Genomic DNA, 17,308 nt, shown 5'->3' with positions numbered 1-17,308 from the left:
CGGCGGCCGCGGTTCGGACCTGTTCGTGTTCGGCCAGGACTTCGGCGACGACATCGTCATCGACTTCAAGCCCGGCGACGACGTGATCCGCTTCGACGGCGTCGGCTTCACCGACTTCGCCGACGTCATCGCCCATGCCGTGCAGGCCGGCTCCAACATCGTCATCACCGACGACGCCGGCGACACCCTCCAACTCAACAACCTCCAGCTCGCCAGCCTCCACAGCGGCGACTTCCTGTTCGCGTAAGGACGTTCACCCGCAGCGGAAATTTTTCGCCGAAGCGGTTTCCCCTTCGGCGAAATGCGCTCTAGCATTACGGATGGCTCGGCCGGTCATCGGACCGAAGCTTCGAATTCTTCCGATGCGCCGAGAGGGAGCCGCGGGGGGCGGGCTGCAAGGCCCGCCGGCATGCGGGCTGTGTGGGATTGGACGCCAAACTGGACGACGACGCCGTCACCGAGCCGGATGATCTGGCCGCGCGCGAAGCAGCCTATGAGAAGTTCATCTGGGACAACCTGAAGCGGAACTACCTCGGCAACTACCTGCACGGCATGCTGGGGATGACCGGCTTTCGGCTGGTGAACGCCCCGACCTTCCTCCCCGCCTACATCCACCAGATCTCTGGCTCGAACACGATCGTCGGCCTGGCGCTGGCGCTGCAGCAGCTGGGCGGGGTGATCTCGCCGATCTTCGCCGGCTCGCAGGTGGAGCACCGCACGAAGGTGATGCCCGCCGCCATGTGGATGGGCGGCCTGGGGCGCGTGGCGATCCTCTGCATGGCGCTGGCCGGCTGGTTCCTGAAGGGCCAGCCGCTGGTCTGGGCGATGCTGATCTTCATCACCATGTTCGGCATCTTCATGGGCGCCCAGCGGGTGGTGTTCAGCCTCCTGATGTCCAAGGTGATCCCGCTCAGCCGCCGGGGCCGTCTCCAGGCCTGGCGCAACGCCACCGGCGGGCTGATCGCGGCCATACTGGGCGGCCTGGCCGGCCGCTACCTGATCGGCCCCAACGTCTTCGGCAACGGCTATTCCACCACCTTCGTCTGCGCCTTCGTGCTGACCAGCCTGGGTCTGTCGGCGCTGCAGATCCTGCTGCGCGAGCCCGAGCCGCCCACCACCCGGCCGCAGGCCCGCTTCCGCGACCGCATCCGCGAGTTCCCCGCGCTGATCCGGCAGGACCGCAGCTACGCCCTCTTCCTCGTGGTCCAGATGCTGGCCACCTCGGCGCGGATCGCGACCCCGTTCTACATCCTCTACGTCGGGGCCAGCGTGCACATGACCCCGGCGCTGCTGGGCGTGCTGACGGCGGCGTTCCTGGGCGCCGACACCATCTCGAACCTCGTCTGGGGCTATCTCGGCGACAAGACGGGCTTCCGCCTCGTGCTGCTGATCTCGATCGTCGCCTGGATCGCGGCGACCGCGCTGCTGATGACCGTCCACACCACGCCAGCCATCTTCGCCTCGTTCTTCGGCCTGGGCGCGGCGCAGGCCGGCTACATGATGGCGGCCCAGACCATGATCCTGGAGTTCGGCAACCGCGACGACCTGCCGATGCGCATCGCCGTCTCGGCCACGGCCGAGAGCATCACCGCCACGCTGGGTCCGCTGATCGGCGGGCAGATGGCCGACCTCTTCGGCTACAATATCGTGTTCGGCGCCTCGCTGGGCTTCCTGGCCTCGGCCCTGCTGATCCTGGTGGTCGCCGTGCGCGAGCCGCGCCGCAATCTGGCGGTCTAGCCATCGCCTGTGCTATGGGCGCGGCCATGGTTCGCCAGGCCGCCAATCCGTCCGGTTGCAATGAAGCCGCTTTCGCGGGGCTTCGGGACGGTTCTGCGCGCGCCATCGCCGCCTGAGACCTTCCCGCTTCCAAGCCCCGCCGGACCGGCCGGGGCGGACGAACCAGGGAAGAAGGCGAGCCCCGGCCTTCGGCGAATACCGAAAGACCGGAGATGACATTCCAAGTCCCCTTACCCCCCACGCCCGTCCTCGAGACCGAGCGGCTGATCCTGCGCCCGCTCGAGGCGCGTGACGTTCCCGCCGTCCAGCGCATCTTCCCCCAGTGGGAGGTGGTGCGATGGCTGGGTCCGGCGATCCCCTGGCCCTACCCCGAAGACGGGGCGGCGACCAACATGGCCCAGTGCCTGGAGAAGCGCGCCAGAGGCGAGCAGTTCTATTGGGCGATCACGCTCAAGGACGGCGACGACGAGCTGCGCGGCCGCATCGACCTGTGGCCCCTCCCTCAGGACCGGCGCGACATGCGCGGCTTCTGGCTCGACCCGCTGCTGCATGGCCAGGGGCTGATGACCGAAGCCGCCGAGGCGGTGACGGCCTACGCCTTCGATGTGCTCGAATGGCCGTTCCTGTATCTGACCAATGCGGTGGAAAACCGCGCCTCGGCGCGGGTGAAGGAAAAGCAGGGCGCGGTCGAAGTGGGCCGCGAGCCGTTCAGCTATGTGGCCGGCCAGGGTGAGAAGCAGGTCTGGCTGCTGACGCGTGAGGCCTGGCTCGCGCGGCAAAAGCCCAATCTATAGGCGCCGGATGCATAGAAAATCGGCGAAGCGCTGGATTGCCTGACGGGCGATCCAGCGCCGTCCCCGATCCGGGTTGGAGACGCCGCCTGCCTACTGTTTATGCGAGCCTGCTTCGCGCATGGGCAGATCGGTGGAAAACCGCCGGCGGCGCGGGTCGAGGGGGTGGACAGATGTCTCGCGTCAGAAAGCTGGCCGGCGCCGGAGCGCTCATTTTCGCGGCAACCGCTGCGAGTGTCGCCCACGCCCAGACGCCATCGGCCGACCCCGCCCACACGGCTTGGATGCTGGCCGCCACCGCGCTGGTCCTGTTCATGACCCTGCCCGGTCTCGCACTCTTCTACGCAGGCCTCGTGCGGGCGAAGAACGCCCTGTCGGTGATGGCCCATTGCGTGGCCATCGCCTGCGTGGCCTCGGTGCTCTGGCTGGCGGGCGGCTACAGCCTGGCGTTCTCCGGCGACGGCGCGCTGATCGGCGACCTCGCCAAGTTCGCTCTTCCAGGCGGGCGCGGCGCGGTCGTGGGCGCCCTGCCGGAAAGCGTCTTCTTCGCCTTCCAGATGACCTTCGCGATCATCACGCCCGGCCTGATCGTCGGGGCCTACGTCGAGCGCATCCGCTTCGGCGCCGTGATCCTGTTCTCGGCCCTGTGGCTGCTGATCGTCTATGCGCCGGTCTGCCACTGGGTCTGGGGCGGCGGCTGGCTGGCCCAGCGGCACGTGATGGACTACGCCGGCGGCCTCGTCGTCCACGCTACCGCGGGGATTTCGTCGCTGGTGGCCGTGGCCATGCTCGGACCGCGCGACGGCTTCCCGAAGGACCTCCACCCGCCGCACAACCCGGGCATGACGATGATGGGCGCCGGCATGCTCTGGGTGGGCTGGTACGGCTTCAACGCAGGTAGCGCCCTGGCCGCCGACGCCTCGGCCGGCGCGGCTCTCGTGGCCACCCACATGTCGGCGGCGACCGCTGGCCTCGTCTGGGCGCTGATCGAGAAGCTGAAATTCGGCCGCTCCAGCATGGTGGGCCTGGTGACCGGCGTCGTGGCCGGCCTGGCCACGGTCACCCCCGCCTCCGGCTTCGTCAGCCCGCTGGGCGGCGTCGCCCTGGGCGCCGCGGCAAGCTTCGTCTGCTTCCACGCCGTCGACCTCGTGAAACACCGCCTCAAGCTGGACGACAGCCTCGACGTCTTCGCCGTCCACGGCGTGGGCGGCATCCTGGGGACCCTGCTGGTCGCCGGGCTGGCCTCGACCGCTCTCGGCGGGGCCGGCTATGCCGAAGGCATGGATGCGGTCCGTCAGTTCGGTGTCCAGGCCCTTGGCGTCGCCGCCGTCTGCGCCTGGTCGGCGATCGGCTCCGTGGCGATCCTGCTGGTCTGCCGTTTCACCGTCGGCCTGCGGGCCAACCCGGAGGCGATCGAGGACGGCCTCGACCTCTCCACCCACGGCGAGCGGGCCTACCAGGGCTGAGGCTTGAGGCGGGGTGATTCGACTGCCTTGATGGCGGCCGATGATCCACGTTCCCACCGCGACCTGGGCGCATACGCTGTTCGACCTCGCGGGCTGGGGGTCGGGCCTCGCGCTCAGCTTCGGGCTCTACCGATGGCGGCTCAGGGGCCTGACCGAGCAGGTCGCCGGCAAGGTGGGCGGCGGCTATTTCGCGGCCCTGGCGGCGGGCGCGATCCCCGGCGCCTGGCTGGCCGGCTCGCTCAACACCCTGCGCGACGCCCACCCGGCGCTGTCGCACAGCGTGGTCGGCGCGCTGGTGGGCGCGATCGTGGCGGTCGAAATCTACAAGGCGATCCGCGGGATCGAAGGCTCCACGGGCGGCGTGTTCGTGGGGCCCTTCGCCCTGGGCGTGGTGGTGGGCCGCTGGGGCTGCCTGTTCGCCGGCCTGCCGGACGGCACCTATGGGAACCCCACCTCCTTGCCCTGGGCCGTCAACCTCGGCGATGGCGTGGGCCGCCATCCGGTGGAAATCTACGAGAGCCTGGCCATGGCGCTGTTCCTGGCGCTCTACCTCGAAGGCCTGGCGCGCCGGCGAGCCTGGGCCCTGCGCCGCGGCTTCTACGCGCTGTGTATCTGGTACGGCGCGACACGTTTCGGCTGGGAGTTCCTGAAGCCCTATCCGCCGTTGATCGGGCCGTTTAACGTCTTCCATATCCTGTGCGGGGGGCTGGTCGCCTATGGATGGGTCTACTACCGGCGCGACCTCCGTCGCGCCGACGCGCAAGGCGGCGCCCTACCTGTTCCTCGGCCAGACCACGAGCCTGTGTGAGACCTGCCTGGCGCTGGTCCCGGCCAAGGTGATCGCCGAGGACGACAGCGTCTTCTACCTCAAGCGCTGCCGCGAGCACGGCGTCCAGAAGACCCTGATTGCCGACGATCTCGCCTATTGGAAGTCCCAGCGGGAATGGCTGAAGCCGGGCGACCGGCCGCTGTCGGTCGCCACCCGCACCGAGCACGGCTGCCCCTACGACTGCGGCCTCTGCCCCGACCACGAGCAGCACTCGTGCCTGGCGATCGTCGAGGTGAACGAGGCCTGCAACCTCTCCTGCCCCGTCTGCTTCGCCGACAGCTCGGTGAAGCGCACCGGCCACCGGCCGCTGGCCGAGATCGAAGCCATGCTGGACGTGATCGTGGCGGCCGAGGGCGAGCCCGACCTCGTCCAGCTCTCGGGCGGCGAGCCCACGATCCATCCCGACTTCTGGGCGATCCTGGACGCGGCCAAGGCCCGGCCCATCCGCCACCTGATGATCAACACCAACGGCCTCAGGATCGCCCGCGAGCCGGGCTTCGCCGAGCGGCTGGCGGGCTACATGCCGGGCTTCGAGGTCTATCTGCAGTTCGACAGCCTGCAGCGCGACGCCCTGATGGAGCTGCGCGGCGCCGACCTGACCAAGGTGCGCGTCGAGGCCCTGGAGGCGCTGGAGCGGGCGGGCGTCTCGACCACCCTGGTCGTCACCCTGAAGAAGGGCGTCAACGACGGCGAGATCGCCGACATCGTCCGTTTCGCCCTCGACTGGCGCTGCGTGCGCGGCGTGACGTTCCAGCCGATCCAGGACGCCGGCCGCAACGACGGCTTCGACGCCAGGCGGCACCGCATCGTGCTCACCCAGGTTCGCCGCGCCATCGCCGAGGCGGGGGTCTTCGGCCTCGACGACCTGATCCCCCTGCCCTGCAATCCCGACCAGATCTGCATCGGCTACGGGCTGCGGAACGGCGCCCGCGTGGAGCCGGTCACCGCCATGCTGCCGCGCGAACTGTTCGTGGCCGCCGCGCCCAACACGGTCACCTTCGAGAGCTATCCCGAACTTCGCGAGAAGGTGTTCGAGCTGCTGTCGCTGTCGACGGCCCAGGGGAACACGGCCGACAAGCTGGCCGCCCTGCTCTGCTGCCTGCCCGAGGCGGCGGTGCCGCAGGAGGTGGCCTACGAGAACACCTTCCGCGTGGTGGTCAGCCAGTTCCTCGACCGCTTCAATTTCGACCTGGGCACGGTGAAGCGATCTTGCGTCCACTTCGTCCAGCCGGACGGCCACATCATCCCCTTCGACACCTTCAACACCTTCTATCGCGAGGGCGCGCCCGGCGCGGCGGCGCTGGCGAGGGGGCGGGCGTGAGAGGTGCTGAGAGAGCGCGCCTTCACCTCGTCGGAGAGGTGATGCGCACGATCGGCGTGTGCATCTTGGCTTTCTCCGGCCTGTGCACATGCGGCACGGGCTTCATGCTGTCTTACACCCACGAAGCTGGCGGTCACCCGGACCTCTCGGTCTGGATGGCGCCGGGCCTTTCATTCCTAGTTGGCTTTCCCCTGTGGTTCGCTGGGGAGTGGATCGTCAGACGGCACACCCGGCCCGCAACGATGGACAAGTCTCATGACTGATCCCGGCAGTCGGAACGGCCACGCCGTCCAACGCTTCTTCGGCGTGCTGCTGGTCGCGGCGGGGGCGCTGATCGGCGGCCTGAGCGGTCTCTGCACCCTGTTCGGCGTCGGCGCGGGGCTCCTGGAGATGCTCGCTCATCCGGGGGACGGCCTGAGCTTTATCGGCATCGCGCTCGCGGTGGGCGCGATTCCGATCATCGTCGGCGTCGGCCTGTTCATCGCGGGACGCGGGCTGGTGCGGGGCGCGGGGCCGCCCAGCGGGCCTGCCACGTCGGGCGACACGCCATGACCGACGCCGTGCGCCGGTTCTGGAGCGGGCTGCTGATCGTGGTCGGCGGGCTGATGACCGCACTGTGCGGGACCTGCACCGCCTTCTACGTCGTCGCCGGGATCGTCGACGCATCCCACCCCGGGCCGGAGAACTACGGCGGCGTCGTGCTGGTCGCCGCCCTGATCCTGGGCGGCCTGCCGACGCTGGTCGGGGCGCTGTTGCTGTGGTTGGGCCTGCGACTGCGGAAGGCCTCAGCGCCAACCGCCTAGGCCGCCGCCTTCTTCTGCGCGGCGCCGCGGATGCGGTCGCGGGCGATCTCGTTGGCCACCTCGTGGGTCGGGCGGCGCTGGCGCGCGGCAAGGTCCAGCACCTCGTCCAGCGTCGCGGTCAGGCGGTCGAGCTTCTCGTCCACCCAGGCCGGATCGAAGGCCTCGTCGCGCTCCAGGGCGCGGATCTCGCCGGCCACGTTGATGATGCCGCCGCCGTTGATCACATAGTCCGGGGCGTAGAGCAGGCCGCGGTCGAACAGCTCGCGGCCTGCCTCGGCGTCGGCCAGCTGGTTGTTGGCCGCCCCGGCGATGACCCGGGCGCGGATGCGCGGAAGGGTGTCGAGGCTGATCGCCCCGCCCAGCGCGCAGGGGGCGAAGACGTCGCAGTCCACGTCGAAGATGTTGCTGGGCGCCACGATCTCGGCGTCGGTGGCCGCGGCCACGCGGGCCAGGGCCTCGGCGTTGACGTCGGTGAGGGTCAGCTTGGCGCCCGCCGCGTGCAGCTTCTGGGCGAGATAGCCGCCCACGTGGCCCACGCCCTGGATCGCCACGCGCACGCCCTTGAGGTCGGTCTTCAGCGCCCGCTCGACGCACAGCCGCACGCCGCGGAACACGCCCTCGGCCGTCACCGGGCTGGGATCGCCGGAGGACTCCCTGCGGCCTTCCAGGCCGGCCACGTAGTAGGTGTTCTTGCGCGCATGCAGGAGGTCGGCGGGCGAGACGCCCACATCCTCGGCCGTCCAGTACTTGCCGCCCACGTCCTGCACGGCGCGGCCGAAGGCCTCGAACAGCGCCGGCGTCTTCTGGGTGCGGGAATCGCCGATGATCACGCTCTTGCCGCCCCCCAGGTCGAGGTCGGCCATGGCGTTCTTGTAGGACATGGCGCGCGAGAGCTTCAGCGCGTCCTCCAGCGCAGCCTCGGCGCTGGCGTAGGGCCACATGCGGCAGCCGCCGGCCGCGGGCCCACGCGCCGTCGAATGGACCGCGATGATGCACCTCAGGCCTGTTTTTTCATCCGAGAAGGCGTGTACGCCTTCATGTCCCTCGAAAGCCGGGGAGTCGAACAAGGTCATGCCGTGAACTCGCGTTCCTGAGGGACGAATTTCGCGCCGCCATGTACGCTGGAGCGGATCATGTCACAAGCCCGCCGCGCGTTGTGTCCCGCCCGGCGGCTCCGACGCGCCGGGGATCGGCGGGGCGCCCGACGGCAGCGGCGCATGCGGATCGCGGATGAAGCTGAGGATGTCGCCGATGGTGCGCGCGCGCTCCAGGTCGCGGACCAGCAGGTGGTGGCCGCCCACGTAGTAGGCGGTGCGGTCGGTGGGCGGCAGGGTCTTCGCCGCGGCGAAGGCGGCGTTCTTCGGGACGATGTCGTCGTGGTCGCCGTAGCAGTAGAGCGTCGGCAGGTGGTCGCGGCCGACGTCGTCGGCGGCCCGGCTCATCATCTTCACCAGCCCATAGAGGGTGTCGGACCGCGCGCCCCAGATCATCAGCGGATCGCGGCCCATGGCGATCAACTCCGGGCGGTTATCGGTGGGGACGATCCGCTTCGTCACCCATTCGGGCGGGGTGTAGACCTTCGACGCCGTGAAGTTGGCCGCCAGCCACAGGGCGGCCTTATAGGGCAAGGGCTGGGTGTCGAACCCCCAGACGCCCGGCGACAGCAGGATCAGCCGGTCGGCCGTGGGCGGGTTGTCGGAGGCGAAGGCCTCGGCGGCGACCGAACCGCCCATGCTCTCGCCCACCACGGCCAGGATCGCGTGCGGATAGCGGGCGCGGGCCAGGGCGGCGACGGTGCGCAGATCCTCGACCATCAGGGCGTCGCCGGCCCAGATGCCCCGCCCAGGTGAGCGGCCGAATCCGCGCTGGTCGTAGGCGATGGTGGTGACGCCGGCCCTGGCCCATTCCGGCCCGGCAAGGTGAAAGGCGTTGGCGTAGTCGTTCATGCCGTGGACGGCGACGATCACCGCCCAGGGTTCGCCCTCGGCCTCCCAGGTGGTCAGGCCCAGGCTCGCGCCGTCGAAGCTGACGACGTGGTTGACCTCGAAGTGCGGCCCGGAGAAGCCCGGCCCGGGCGTCATCGCCTGCTGGCGCAGCATCGGCGCGCAGGCGGCCAGCGACAGAGCAAGCAGGATGACGGCGAGACGCTTCATCTTGGGGCGAGACTATAGGACCCGCGGATTAACCTTGGGGAAAGACGATTCCGTCGCGCCGCCGGCCGGGAGGTTACCTCGCCCGGGAAGCGATCGCTCCGCGCCGGCGCAGGGCGCCGCCGGCAAGGCCAAAGCCCGCGATCATCAGCGCCCAAGTGGCGGGCTCCGGCACGGCGCCCTGGGTCGCCGAGATGTTGTCGAAGTATTGGAGCGGCGTGCTGTAGTATTGCGTACCGATCTTGAAAGGGCGCGCCGCCTGCACGGACAAAACGTGGGAGCCGGCTGTCACGACTTCGCTGAACGTCAGAGTTCCGCGCTTGACCTCCAAGGGGTCGACCGGGCCCGCGTTGAAACTCGCCTTGACGACCCCATCGAGCAGCACCGAGAAGACCCCACCCGCACTGTTGGGGACGGTCTCGCGGCCGAGCGCCGCGAAGTCGGCGCTGAAGTTCAGGAGCCCCGCGATCGTGGTGATGCTCTGGAACAGTCCGCCGCCTTCGTCGACTGCCGTGAAGTCCACCTCGCCGACTTCCAGTTCGGCAGCGTTGCTTGCGCCGCTCCCGGTGACGTCGAAGGAGGCGACTTGCGGCGCCGGAGCGACCCCGAGCGTGCCGTTAGCCGTCGTGTAAAGGGTCCAGCCCGTGAAGTCCCCGGTCGCGAAGTCTCCATTGGTGACCAGTTCGACCGCCTGCGCGCCCGACGCGCTCAGAACGAGCGCAGCAACGACGCCGCCGAGCAGCTTGAATTTCCGCATGACCTTGACGTCCCCCCGACGGCGCCTCGCGATGCATCGACACATCGCAATCCGATCCGTTCACCATGAAGACGGGGGAAGATGGAACAAGACGGTTCGCCTCCCACGCGCATCAGAGCCGGAGAACGCAACCCGCACTTGTCACCGATACGGCCTGAAGCAGCTCGCTCAGCCGGTCCCTTCAGGCGGCCTCGTCCGGCATGCGCATCCGCCAGACGCCCTTGAACTCATCGGGATCCGCCGGCTTGCCGTGGCGCAGGATCACCAGGCGGCCCGCGCGGGCCAGCCCCACCGCGATGGGGCGCACCTTGGGCAGTTCGCGCCGCCAGCCGGCCGGGTCGACCGCGCGGGCGACCTCTTCCGGCGACACCGACTTGCCCGGCGCGACCTTGGCCAGCAGGTCGAAGATGGCGGCCTCGACGGCGGCAGACACCCTCAGCCCCCGCGCTTCAGGGTCTCGCGGGCGATGATCACCTGCTGGATCTGGCTGGTGCCCTCGTAGATCCGGAAGATGCGCACGTCGCGGTAGAAGCGCTCGATGCCGTATTCGGCGATATAGCCGGCGCCGCCGAAGATCTGCACGGCCTTGTCGGCCACGCGCCCGACCATCTCCGAGGCGAAGTACTTGGCGGCCGCGCCTTCCATCGTGACGTTCTGGCCGGCGTCGCGCTTGCGGGCGGTCTCCATGGTGAGCGCCCGGGCCGCCAGCGCCTCGGTCTTGCAGTCGGCGATCATGCCCTGAACAAGCTGGAACTGGCTGAGCGCCTGGCCGAACTGCTTGCGCTCGGCGGCGTAAGCCACGCTGTCGGCGATCAGCCGCTCGGCCACGCCCACACACAGGGCCGAGATGTGCAGGCGGCCCTTGTCGAGCACCTGCATGGCGACCTTGAAGCCCTCGCCCTCGGCGCCGATACGGTTTTCAGCGGGCACGCGCACATTGTCGAAGATGACGTCGCAGACGTGGGCGCCCTGCTGGCCCATCTTCTTTTCGGGCTTGCCGACGGAGACGCCCGGCAGGTCGCGCTCCACGAGGAACGCCGAAACCCCGCCGCCACCCGGCTTGGAAGGATCGGTGCGCGCCATCACCGTGAACAGGTTCGCCTTGTTGGCGTTGGTGATGTAGCGCTTGGCGCCGTTCAGCACGTAGTGGTCGCCGTCGCGCACGGCGCGGGTCTGGACGCTGCCGGAATCCGAACCGGCCTCGGGCTCGGTGAGCGCAAAGGAGGTGATGATCTCGCCGGCAGCGATGCCGGGCAGGTACTTCTCCTTCTGCGCGTCGGTCCCGAACATCACCAGGGCCTGGCTGCCGATGCCGACGTTGGTGCCGAAGGTGGAACGGAAAGCCGGGCTGGTGCGCCCCAGCTCGATCACCACCAGGCACTCGTCCTCCATGGACAGGTCCAGGCCGCCGTATTCCTCGGGGATCGACAGGCCGAACAGGCCTAGAGCCTTCATCTCCTCGACCACGTCATCAGGGATGGCGTCATCCTCCGACACCTTGGCTTCGAGCGGGCGCAGGCGTTCGGTGACGAAGCGGCGGACGGTGTCGATGAGCTGATCGCGGGTCTCGGCGTCGAGCGCCATGGGTGGTCGTTCCTCTAGTGGCAGACGTTGGTGGGCGGCTTCGGCTTCAGGCGGTCCTTGCCCGAGCCGTCATATCTCTCGCGCCAGGTCTCGATGCCGATGTTCGGCTTGGTCTCGCAGTTCTGGACCGGCTGCTTGTGCTTGCGCTTGGCCCAGGCGGGCACGCCGTTCTCGTCGACGGCCTTGGAGATGTCGGCAGGCTTGACGTCGGAGGCGGGCGCCTCCGCGGCCGGCGGCTCCTCCTTGGTCGGCGGCGCGTCGCTGGCCGGCTGGCCGGCGAACGCCAGGAGCGCGAGTAGGACGAGGCCTTGCATGATGGGTCCCCGATAGGGTCTTAAGCGGGGCGTCAAACTAGAGTTCGAACCGGTGAGGGGCAATGGACGGCGGCGTTTCGGAAAACGACTACACCTCGAAGCTCACCCTGGTGACCGAAGGGGAGTGGAAGGGCTGGCATTGCTATCCAGGCGGTGATCCGTTCGAGGACCTGGCGGGGCCCTTCTACTACCGCATCGGCGACGATGGCCGGCCGGTCTGCGCCTTCCGCGCCGAGCAGAAGCACATGAACGGCGGCGGCTTCATGCACGGCGGCTGCGTGATGACCTTCGCCGACTTCTGCCTGTTCGTGATCGCCCGCGACGTGATCGACGGCAGCCGCACCGTCACGGCCACCTTCAACGGCGAGTTCGTGGGCACCGCGCGGCCGGGCGAAATCGTCGAATGCACCGGCGAGGTGGTGAAGCCCGGCAAGAGCATGGTGTTCGTGCGCGGCATCATTACCGCGCCCGGCGGCCCGGTGATGAGCTTCTCGTCGGTCTTGAAGAAGACGACCGTGCGCGCCAGCTAACGGGCACATGGAGACGCTCCAGCCCCTGGCGCCCGCCGACATCCCCGAGGTGATGCGCCTCGAGCGCCTGCCCGGCTACGAGGCCTACATCGGCCGCTGGGAGGCCGACGCCCACGCCGCGGAGATGGCCTCGCCCGACGCCCGCTATTTCGGCGTCCGCGACGGCGCGCGCCTGACCGGCTTCGTCATCCTCCAGGCCTTCCGCGAACCGCAGGTGCGGCTGAGGCGGATCGCGCTGCAGACGCCGGGCGGAGGCCTTGGCGGGCGTATTCTGCGCGAGATCATGGACTGGGTCTTCGAGACCACGCCGGCGGAGGCCTTCTGGCTGGACGTCCACGTCGACAATGCGCGCGCCCAGCGGGTCTACGAGCGCGAAGGCCTGACGCCTCAGGGCATGTTCGACGGCATGCACCGACGGATGGCGATCCCGCGGGCGCGCTGGATGGAGTTGAGCCGCCGATGAAGCTGTCCGTCCTCGACCTGTCGCCTGTCACCGGCGACGCGACCCAGGCCCAGGCCGTGCGCGAGACCATCGACGTGGCGCGGGCGGCCGAGCGGCTGGGCTATCACCGCTTCTGGGTCGCCGAGCACCACAACATCGCCGCGCTGGGCTCGCCCAATCCCGAAATCCTGATCGCGGCCCTGACCCAGCAGACCAGCCGCATCCGCCTGGGCTCGGGCGGGGTCATGCTGGTCAACTATTCGCCTTTGAAGGTGGCCGAGACCTTCATGGAACTGGAGGCGCTGGCGCCCGGCCGCATCGATCTGGGCCTGGGCCGCGCCCTGGGCGCCGATGCGCGCACGGGCGGGGCGCTTCGCTCGGTGGGCTCCGACGCCTTCCCCCAGTATTTCCAGCTGCTGTCCGCCTGGCTCCTCGACGCCGGCGGCAAGGTTCCGATCCCGGACGGCCACCCGATCCACGACATCAAGGCCAGCCCTTCGGGACCGTCGCACCCTGACGTCTTCGTGTTGTGCACCTCGGAGGAAAGCGCCGCCTTCGCCGGCCACATGGGCGTGGGCATGGTGTTCGCCGAGTTCATCGCCCGCGCCGAAGCGGCCCCGGCCGTCGCGGCCTACCGCCGGACGTTCCAGCCCTCGGCCTTCCGGTCGGAACCCTGGGCCGGGACCGCCGTCATCGGATATGCCGCCGAGACCGCCGAAGCGGGATGGCGGGGCGACGCGCCCCGGCGCGCGGGCACGGTCTCCATGCTGTCGGGCCGTCGGCGCCGTTTCACCGATGTCGAAGGCGCCGAGGCCTTCCTCGCCGAGTGGATGGGCACGCCGCTGCTCGCCGACGTGGAAGCCCGCACGATCGCCGGCGACGCCGCCCACGTCGTGGATCGCCTCCAGGCCAAGGCCTCCTCCAGCGGCGCCGACGAGGTGTTTGTCATGGCGACAGGGCCGTCCCTGCCCGAGCGCATCCGGTCGCTGGAGCTGATCGCCGCCCAAGCCGGAGTCTCGGCGCCCGCAACGTAACCGGCGCCGAGGGGTTCAATGGGGACCAGCCGCCACAGGAGCCCCCGATGACCCGCATTCTCGTCCTCTACCATTCCGCCTACGGCCACGTGGAGGCGATGGCGCAGGCGGTCGCGGAGGGCGCGCGCTCGGTGGACGGCGCCGAGGTGGACATCAAGCGTGTCCCCGAAACCGTGCCCGAGGATCTCGCGAGGAAGTCCGGCTTCAAGCTCGACCAGCCCGCGCCTGTCGCCGAGGTAGACGACCTGCCCGGCTACGACGCCATCGTCCTCGGCTGCGGCACACGATACGGTCGCATGGCCAGCCAGATGGCCGCGTTCCTCGACCAGACCGGCGGCCTTTGGTCCAAGGGCGCGCTCAACGGCAAGCTCGGCTCGGCGTTCGCCTCGACCGCCACTCAGCATGGAGGTCAGGAGACCACGCTGATGTCCATGGTCGGCAACCTCATGCATCTGGGCCTGATCGTCGTCGGCCTGCCCTATGCCTGGAAGGGCCAGATGACCCTGGACGAGATCACAGGCGGCAGTCCCTACGGAGCCACCACCATAGCCGGCGGCGATGGCCAGCGGCGGCCCTCACACAACGAACTGGAGGGCGCGCGCTTCCAGGGTCGCCTTGTGGCCGAAACCGCCTCGAAGCTCTGCCGCCAGATCGAGGGCTAGTCGGCCTTCCAGACGCCGCCTTCACGCACGAGGCTGGACCATTCGCCGGGGCCGAGCATCACGGCGGCGGTCTGTTCGCGGATCACCACGCGCTTGGCCGACTTGAGCTGTTTGGTCATCTGGGCGCTCATCGCCTTGGCCTGCTTGAGGAACTCCGGCGGCAGGGACTCCGCGTTCTTCGCCGCCTGGGCCGTCGACAGCGCCGCGGCGGCGGCCATGTCGCCGCGCCCCAAAGCCTGGGCGCGGGCCAGCAGGATCTGTACGACCTCGGAACTCTGGGCCGCGGGCCCTTTCAGGTCGGCGGTCACCTTGTCGGTGAACAGCGGCGCGCTGAACTCCAGGGTGAAGTCGTCGACCGCGTCGGCCTTGAGCTTGCCGCTCACGCGGGTGTCGCCCACCTCCAGCCGGTCCCAGAGGCCGTCGCTGTGCGACAGCGACAGGGTGGTGAGCGAGTAGCCCTCCTCCTCCGGCGGCAAGAGGATCGTGGCCGTGAGGCTGGTCAGGTCGGCCGGGTCCAGCTCGATCAGCAAGCCGTGGATCTCGCCGGCCTTGCCCTTGGCCCAGACCGGCGGGAACGCGAGACCCATCAGGTCGGAGGCCGGCGGCTCGCGGTCGGCCACCAGCAGGCGGAGCGTCGTCGGGTGTTCCCGGAAGCCCTCGGCGTTATCGAGGATCAGGGCGACGGCGTGGTCGAACTTCAGCGTGACGTCGTGGTGGACGTAGCTTCCCGAAGCCGTTCCCGGATCGAGCGCGAGAGCCGGACTGGCCGCAAGCGCGAAGCCGGCGGCCAGCAGGGAGCGTCGATCCATCAGGCCGGCGCCTTCTGGGGCATGCCCGCCTTGGCCGCCGGCCGGGCCCGCATGGCCTCGGCCCAGCGCGCGACGCTGGCCAGTTCGCCCGGGACCTGGAACTTGATCATCCGGCCGAAATCGATGCCGATGAAGGTGACGAGGTCGGCGATCGTGAAGCGGTCGCCCGCGAGCCACGCCGTCTCGCCCAGCCGCCGGTCCAGCACCTTGAGCGCGCGCGTGGCGGCCCCGAGGTTGTGCTCGCCGATGACCGGGACCTGCTGTTCCAGGGCGCCCATCGCCGGGTGGGTGTGACGCACGCCCATCATCATCGGCGTGGCCACCAGCATCTCGCCGCGGCGCGTCCACATCTCGATGACCGCGGTCTCCTCCGGCGTGCGTCCGAACAGATTGGGTTCGGGATAGCGGCTCTCGAGGTACCGGCAGATGGCGAGCGACTCGGTGATGCAGGTCCCGTCGTCCAGCTCCAGCATCGGCACGTTCGCCAGGCCGGCCTTGGCCAGATATTCCGGCGTCTTGTGCTCGCCCTGCATGAGATTGAGGGTCACGACCTCGACGTCGTCGATCCCCTTCTCGGCCAGGAACCAGCTGACCCGGCGCGGATTCGGCGCGAGCGGGGTGACGTAGACCTTCATCGGCGGACCTCCCTCAAACCCGGGAAGCCTAGGCGCCATCCCGCGCCGTCATGCAAGGCCGATCAGACCTTGAAAAGGCCCGCCGGCAGGAGCCCCACCACCGACGCCGTCAGGCAGGTCGCGAGGAAGCCCGCCATCATCGCTTTCCAGACCATGCCGACGATCTCGTTGCGGCGTTCGGGCGCCAGCACCGAGAAGCCGGCGAGGTTGATGCCGACCGAGGCGACGTTGGCGAAGCCGCACAGCGCATAGGTCATCAACACGCGCGACCGAGGATCCATCGCGTCGACCGGAATGGCGCCCATCCTGATGAAGGCGGTGAACTCGGTGAGCACCAGCTTCACGCCCAGCAGCGAGCCTGCAGTCGGCGCATCCTTCCACGGCACGCCGATGGCCCAGGCGACGGGGGCGAAGATCACGCCCAGGCCGCGCTCGACCGAAAGCGGCGCGCCGGCCACGTCGGGGAAGACGCCGAGGATCTTGTTCAGCATCGCCACCAGCGCCACGAAGACGATCAGGGTGGCGCCCACGTTCAGCACGATCTGCAGGCCGTCGGTGGTGCCGCGGATCAGGGCGTCGATCGAGCTGTCGTACTTCTTCGCGGCGGCCGGATCGTAGGTCTGGGCCTCTTCGATGGCGTCGTCGCGCGGGATGATGATCCGGGCCAGCAGAACCCCGGCCGGCGCCGAGATGATCGAGGCCGTCAGCACGTGGGCCGCGGCGTTGGGCAGCACGTCCTTCAGGATCGTGGCGTAGGCCACCATGGTCGAGCCGGAGACGCACGACATGCCCACCGCGATCAGCATGAACAGCTCGGAGCGCGACAGGCTGGGCAGGTAGCTGCGGATGAAGATCGGGCCTTCCACCTGGCCCATGAAGACGGTGGCGGCGGTGGCCAGGGCCGGCGGGCCGCGCAGGCCCATGGTGCGCTCGAAGACCACCCCGAACGCCCGGGTGATCCAGACCAGGATGCGCCAGTGCCAGAGCAGCGCGGCCAGCGCGCAGACCACCAGGATCACCGGCAGCACGCGGAAGGCGAAGACGAAGAGCGCCCCCCCGTTGGTCAGCGGGTACGGCTGGTCGGGCGTGCCGGCCAGGAAGCCGAACACGAAGGCCACGCCGGCCTGGGTCGAGGAAGCGAGCCCGTCGACCGCGACGCCCACGCCGAGCAGGGCCGAGCGCACCGCCGGCAGGCCGAACAGCGCCAGCACCAGCAGGCCCTGGACCGTCACCGCGCCGATCGCCAGCTTCCACGGAAACCGTCTGCGGTTCTCCGAGACCGCCCAGCAGACCAGCAGCACGAACGCGACGCCGACGAGGCTCTGGGCGTTTTCCAGACTGAACATGCATCCCCCGATGCGCCGCCGACTCCGCGGCCAAGAGGCCATGAAGTGCGCAACTGGACGCAGAGCGCAAGGCGCAGCATGCGCAATCGGATGCGCGC

General features: G+C 69.3%; 21 protein-coding genes. 12 read left to right on the top strand and 9 right to left on the bottom strand.

Annotated elements, in window-relative coordinates:
• From GC203_RS16565 to GC203_RS16530, 8 genes are all read left to right on the top strand, one after another.
• On the top strand, positions 1-247 hold a 247-nt coding region (locus GC203_RS16565), incomplete at its 5' end, for a hypothetical protein (RefSeq protein ID WP_293456771.1).
• A gap of 179 nt (positions 248-426) precedes the next feature.
• Positions 427-1,737, top strand: coding sequence for an MFS transporter (locus tag GC203_RS16560; RefSeq protein ID WP_293456768.1), 1,311 nt, complete (start codon positions 427-429; stop codon positions 1,735-1,737).
• A gap of 212 nt (positions 1,738-1,949) precedes the next feature.
• Complete coding sequence (locus GC203_RS16555) at positions 1,950-2,531, top strand: GNAT family N-acetyltransferase (RefSeq protein WP_293456766.1); 582 nt, start codon at positions 1,950-1,952, stop codon at positions 2,529-2,531.
• 170 nt (positions 2,532-2,701) lie between these two features.
• Positions 2,702-3,994: an ammonium transporter gene (locus tag GC203_RS16550; RefSeq protein WP_293456763.1), complete on the top strand. Its 1,293-nt coding sequence runs from the start codon at positions 2,702-2,704 to the stop codon at positions 3,992-3,994.
• A gap of 40 nt (positions 3,995-4,034) precedes the next feature.
• Complete coding sequence (locus GC203_RS16545) at positions 4,035-4,802, top strand: prolipoprotein diacylglyceryl transferase family protein (protein WP_293456760.1); 768 nt, start codon at positions 4,035-4,037, stop codon at positions 4,800-4,802.
• Positions 4,711-6,144 carry a radical SAM protein gene (locus tag GC203_RS16540; RefSeq protein ID WP_293456757.1) on the top strand — a complete coding sequence of 478 codons (1,434 nt, stop codon included), beginning with the start codon at positions 4,711-4,713 and terminating at the stop codon, positions 6,142-6,144. Before GC203_RS16545 ends, GC203_RS16540 begins: the two co-directional genes overlap by 92 nt.
• A 255-nt stretch (positions 6,145-6,399) precedes the next feature.
• A complete protein-coding gene (locus GC203_RS16535) occupies positions 6,400-6,696 on the top strand; it encodes a hypothetical protein (protein ID WP_293456755.1) in 297 nt (98 codons plus the stop codon).
• Positions 6,693-6,947 carry a hypothetical protein gene (locus GC203_RS16530; RefSeq protein WP_293456753.1) on the top strand — a complete coding sequence of 85 codons (255 nt, stop codon included), beginning with the start codon at positions 6,693-6,695 and terminating at the stop codon, positions 6,945-6,947. Before GC203_RS16535 ends, GC203_RS16530 begins: the two co-directional genes overlap by 4 nt.
• Here the strand turns inward: GC203_RS16530 and GC203_RS16525 are convergent.
• The 6 genes from GC203_RS16525 to GC203_RS16500 all read right to left on the bottom strand — a co-directional run bounded on the left by GC203_RS16525 (position 6,944) and on the right by GC203_RS16500 (position 11,752).
• Entirely contained in the window at positions 6,944-8,020 is a 1,077-nt protein-coding gene (locus tag GC203_RS16525) for a Glu/Leu/Phe/Val dehydrogenase dimerization domain-containing protein (RefSeq protein ID WP_293456751.1), read from the bottom strand. The two genes, GC203_RS16530 and GC203_RS16525, sit on opposite strands and share 4 nt — an antisense overlap.
• A 63-nt stretch (positions 8,021-8,083) precedes the next feature.
• Positions 8,084-9,100, bottom strand: a complete 1,017-nt coding sequence (locus GC203_RS16520; protein WP_293456749.1) for an alpha/beta fold hydrolase — start codon at positions 9,098-9,100, stop codon at positions 8,084-8,086.
• A gap of 73 nt (positions 9,101-9,173) precedes the next feature.
• Positions 9,174-9,854: a PEPxxWA-CTERM sorting domain-containing protein gene (locus tag GC203_RS16515; protein ID WP_293456747.1), complete on the bottom strand. Its 681-nt coding sequence runs from the start codon at positions 9,852-9,854 to the stop codon at positions 9,174-9,176.
• Positions 9,855-10,035: 181 nt separating this feature from the next.
• Positions 10,036-10,287 (bottom strand): DUF3253 domain-containing protein, encoded by a 252-nt coding sequence (locus GC203_RS16510; protein ID WP_293456745.1) that lies wholly within the window; start codon positions 10,285-10,287, stop codon positions 10,036-10,038.
• A 2-nt stretch (positions 10,288-10,289) separates the two neighbouring features.
• On the bottom strand, positions 10,290-11,438 hold the full coding sequence (locus GC203_RS16505) for an acyl-CoA dehydrogenase family protein (RefSeq protein ID WP_293456742.1): 1,149 nt from the start codon (positions 11,436-11,438) through the stop codon (positions 10,290-10,292).
• Between the two features lie 14 nt (positions 11,439-11,452).
• Positions 11,453-11,752: a hypothetical protein gene (locus GC203_RS16500; protein ID WP_293456739.1), complete on the bottom strand. Its 300-nt coding sequence runs from the start codon at positions 11,750-11,752 to the stop codon at positions 11,453-11,455.
• A 62-nt stretch (positions 11,753-11,814) separates the two neighbouring features.
• On the opposite strand from GC203_RS16500, the gene GC203_RS16495 reads away from it, so the two are divergent.
• The 4 genes from GC203_RS16495 to wrbA are packed head-to-tail and all read left to right on the top strand — an operon-like array spanning position 11,815 to position 14,420.
• Complete coding sequence (locus GC203_RS16495; RefSeq protein ID WP_293456736.1) at positions 11,815-12,282, top strand: PaaI family thioesterase; 468 nt, start codon at positions 11,815-11,817, stop codon at positions 12,280-12,282.
• 7 nt (positions 12,283-12,289) lie between these two features.
• Complete coding sequence (locus GC203_RS16490; RefSeq protein ID WP_293456733.1) at positions 12,290-12,745, top strand: GNAT family N-acetyltransferase; 456 nt, start codon at positions 12,290-12,292, stop codon at positions 12,743-12,745.
• Entirely contained in the window at positions 12,742-13,758 is a 1,017-nt protein-coding gene (locus tag GC203_RS16485) for an MsnO8 family LLM class oxidoreductase (RefSeq protein WP_293456731.1), read from the top strand. Before GC203_RS16490 ends, GC203_RS16485 begins: the two co-directional genes overlap by 4 nt.
• Before the next feature lie 47 nt (positions 13,759-13,805).
• Entirely contained in the window at positions 13,806-14,420 is a 615-nt protein-coding gene (wrbA, locus tag GC203_RS16480; protein WP_293456729.1) for an NAD(P)H:quinone oxidoreductase, read from the top strand.
• On the opposite strand, the gene GC203_RS16475 is transcribed toward wrbA, so the two are convergent.
• The 3 genes from GC203_RS16475 to GC203_RS16465 form a co-directional block, all read right to left on the bottom strand.
• A complete protein-coding gene (locus GC203_RS16475; RefSeq protein WP_293456727.1) occupies positions 14,417-15,229 on the bottom strand; it encodes a hypothetical protein in 813 nt (270 codons plus the stop codon). The genes wrbA and GC203_RS16475 overlap by 4 nt on opposite strands.
• Complete coding sequence (locus tag GC203_RS16470) at positions 15,229-15,864, bottom strand: glutathione S-transferase family protein (RefSeq protein ID WP_293456725.1); 636 nt, start codon at positions 15,862-15,864, stop codon at positions 15,229-15,231. The genes GC203_RS16475 and GC203_RS16470 overlap by 1 nt, the downstream gene beginning before the upstream one ends.
• Before the next feature lie 62 nt (positions 15,865-15,926).
• A complete protein-coding gene (locus tag GC203_RS16465; protein WP_293456723.1) occupies positions 15,927-17,210 on the bottom strand; it encodes a nucleoside transporter C-terminal domain-containing protein in 1,284 nt (427 codons plus the stop codon).
• Positions 17,211-17,308: the final 98 nt, after the last annotated feature.

It is taken from the genome of Phenylobacterium sp., assembly GCF_016124325.1.
GTDB lineage: Bacteria > Pseudomonadota > Alphaproteobacteria > Caulobacterales > Caulobacteraceae > Phenylobacterium.
Note: the sequence above shows the minus strand (reverse complement) of the source record. Positions and strands in the feature narration are given on the sequence as shown.

What these genes read in the sequence shown, in the direction of transcription:
- GC203_RS16540 (WP_293456757.1), top strand. Translation starts at nt 4,711, where the DNA reads ATGGATGGGTCTACTACCGGCGCGACCTCCGTCGCGCCGACGCGCAAG.
- GC203_RS16530 (WP_293456753.1), top strand. Translation starts at nt 6,693, where the DNA reads ATGACCGACGCCGTGCGCCGGTTCTGGAGCGGGCTGCTGATCGTGGTC.
- GC203_RS16485 (WP_293456731.1), top strand. Translation starts at nt 12,742, where the DNA reads ATGAAGCTGTCCGTCCTCGACCTGTCGCCTGTCACCGGCGACGCGACC.
- GC203_RS16525 (WP_293456751.1), bottom strand. Translation starts at nt 8,020, where the DNA reads ATGACCTTGTTCGACTCCCCGGCTTTCGAGGGACATGAAGGCGTACAC.
- GC203_RS16495 (WP_293456736.1), top strand. Translation starts at nt 11,815, where the DNA reads ATGGACGGCGGCGTTTCGGAAAACGACTACACCTCGAAGCTCACCCTG.
- GC203_RS16515 (WP_293456747.1), bottom strand. Translation starts at nt 9,854, where the DNA reads ATGCGGAAATTCAAGCTGCTCGGCGGCGTCGTTGCTGCGCTCGTTCTG.
- GC203_RS16505 (WP_293456742.1), bottom strand. Translation starts at nt 11,438, where the DNA reads ATGGCGCTCGACGCCGAGACCCGCGATCAGCTCATCGACACCGTCCGC.
- GC203_RS16520 (WP_293456749.1), bottom strand. Translation starts at nt 9,100, where the DNA reads ATGAAGCGTCTCGCCGTCATCCTGCTTGCTCTGTCGCTGGCCGCCTGC.
- GC203_RS16500 (WP_293456739.1), bottom strand. Translation starts at nt 11,752, where the DNA reads ATGCAAGGCCTCGTCCTACTCGCGCTCCTGGCGTTCGCCGGCCAGCCG.
- wrbA (WP_293456729.1), top strand. Translation starts at nt 13,806, where the DNA reads ATGACCCGCATTCTCGTCCTCTACCATTCCGCCTACGGCCACGTGGAG.
- GC203_RS16470 (WP_293456725.1), bottom strand. Translation starts at nt 15,864, where the DNA reads ATGAAGGTCTACGTCACCCCGCTCGCGCCGAATCCGCGCCGGGTCAGC.
- GC203_RS16490 (WP_293456733.1), top strand. Translation starts at nt 12,290, where the DNA reads ATGGAGACGCTCCAGCCCCTGGCGCCCGCCGACATCCCCGAGGTGATG.
- GC203_RS16555 (WP_293456766.1), top strand. Translation starts at nt 1,950, where the DNA reads ATGACATTCCAAGTCCCCTTACCCCCCACGCCCGTCCTCGAGACCGAG.
- GC203_RS16475 (WP_293456727.1), bottom strand. Translation starts at nt 15,229, where the DNA reads ATGGATCGACGCTCCCTGCTGGCCGCCGGCTTCGCGCTTGCGGCCAGT.
- GC203_RS16535 (WP_293456755.1), top strand. Translation starts at nt 6,400, where the DNA reads ATGACTGATCCCGGCAGTCGGAACGGCCACGCCGTCCAACGCTTCTTC.
- GC203_RS16465 (WP_293456723.1), bottom strand. Translation starts at nt 17,210, where the DNA reads ATGTTCAGTCTGGAAAACGCCCAGAGCCTCGTCGGCGTCGCGTTCGTG.
- GC203_RS16545 (WP_293456760.1), top strand. Translation starts at nt 4,035, where the DNA reads ATGATCCACGTTCCCACCGCGACCTGGGCGCATACGCTGTTCGACCTC.
- GC203_RS16550 (WP_293456763.1), top strand. Translation starts at nt 2,702, where the DNA reads ATGTCTCGCGTCAGAAAGCTGGCCGGCGCCGGAGCGCTCATTTTCGCG.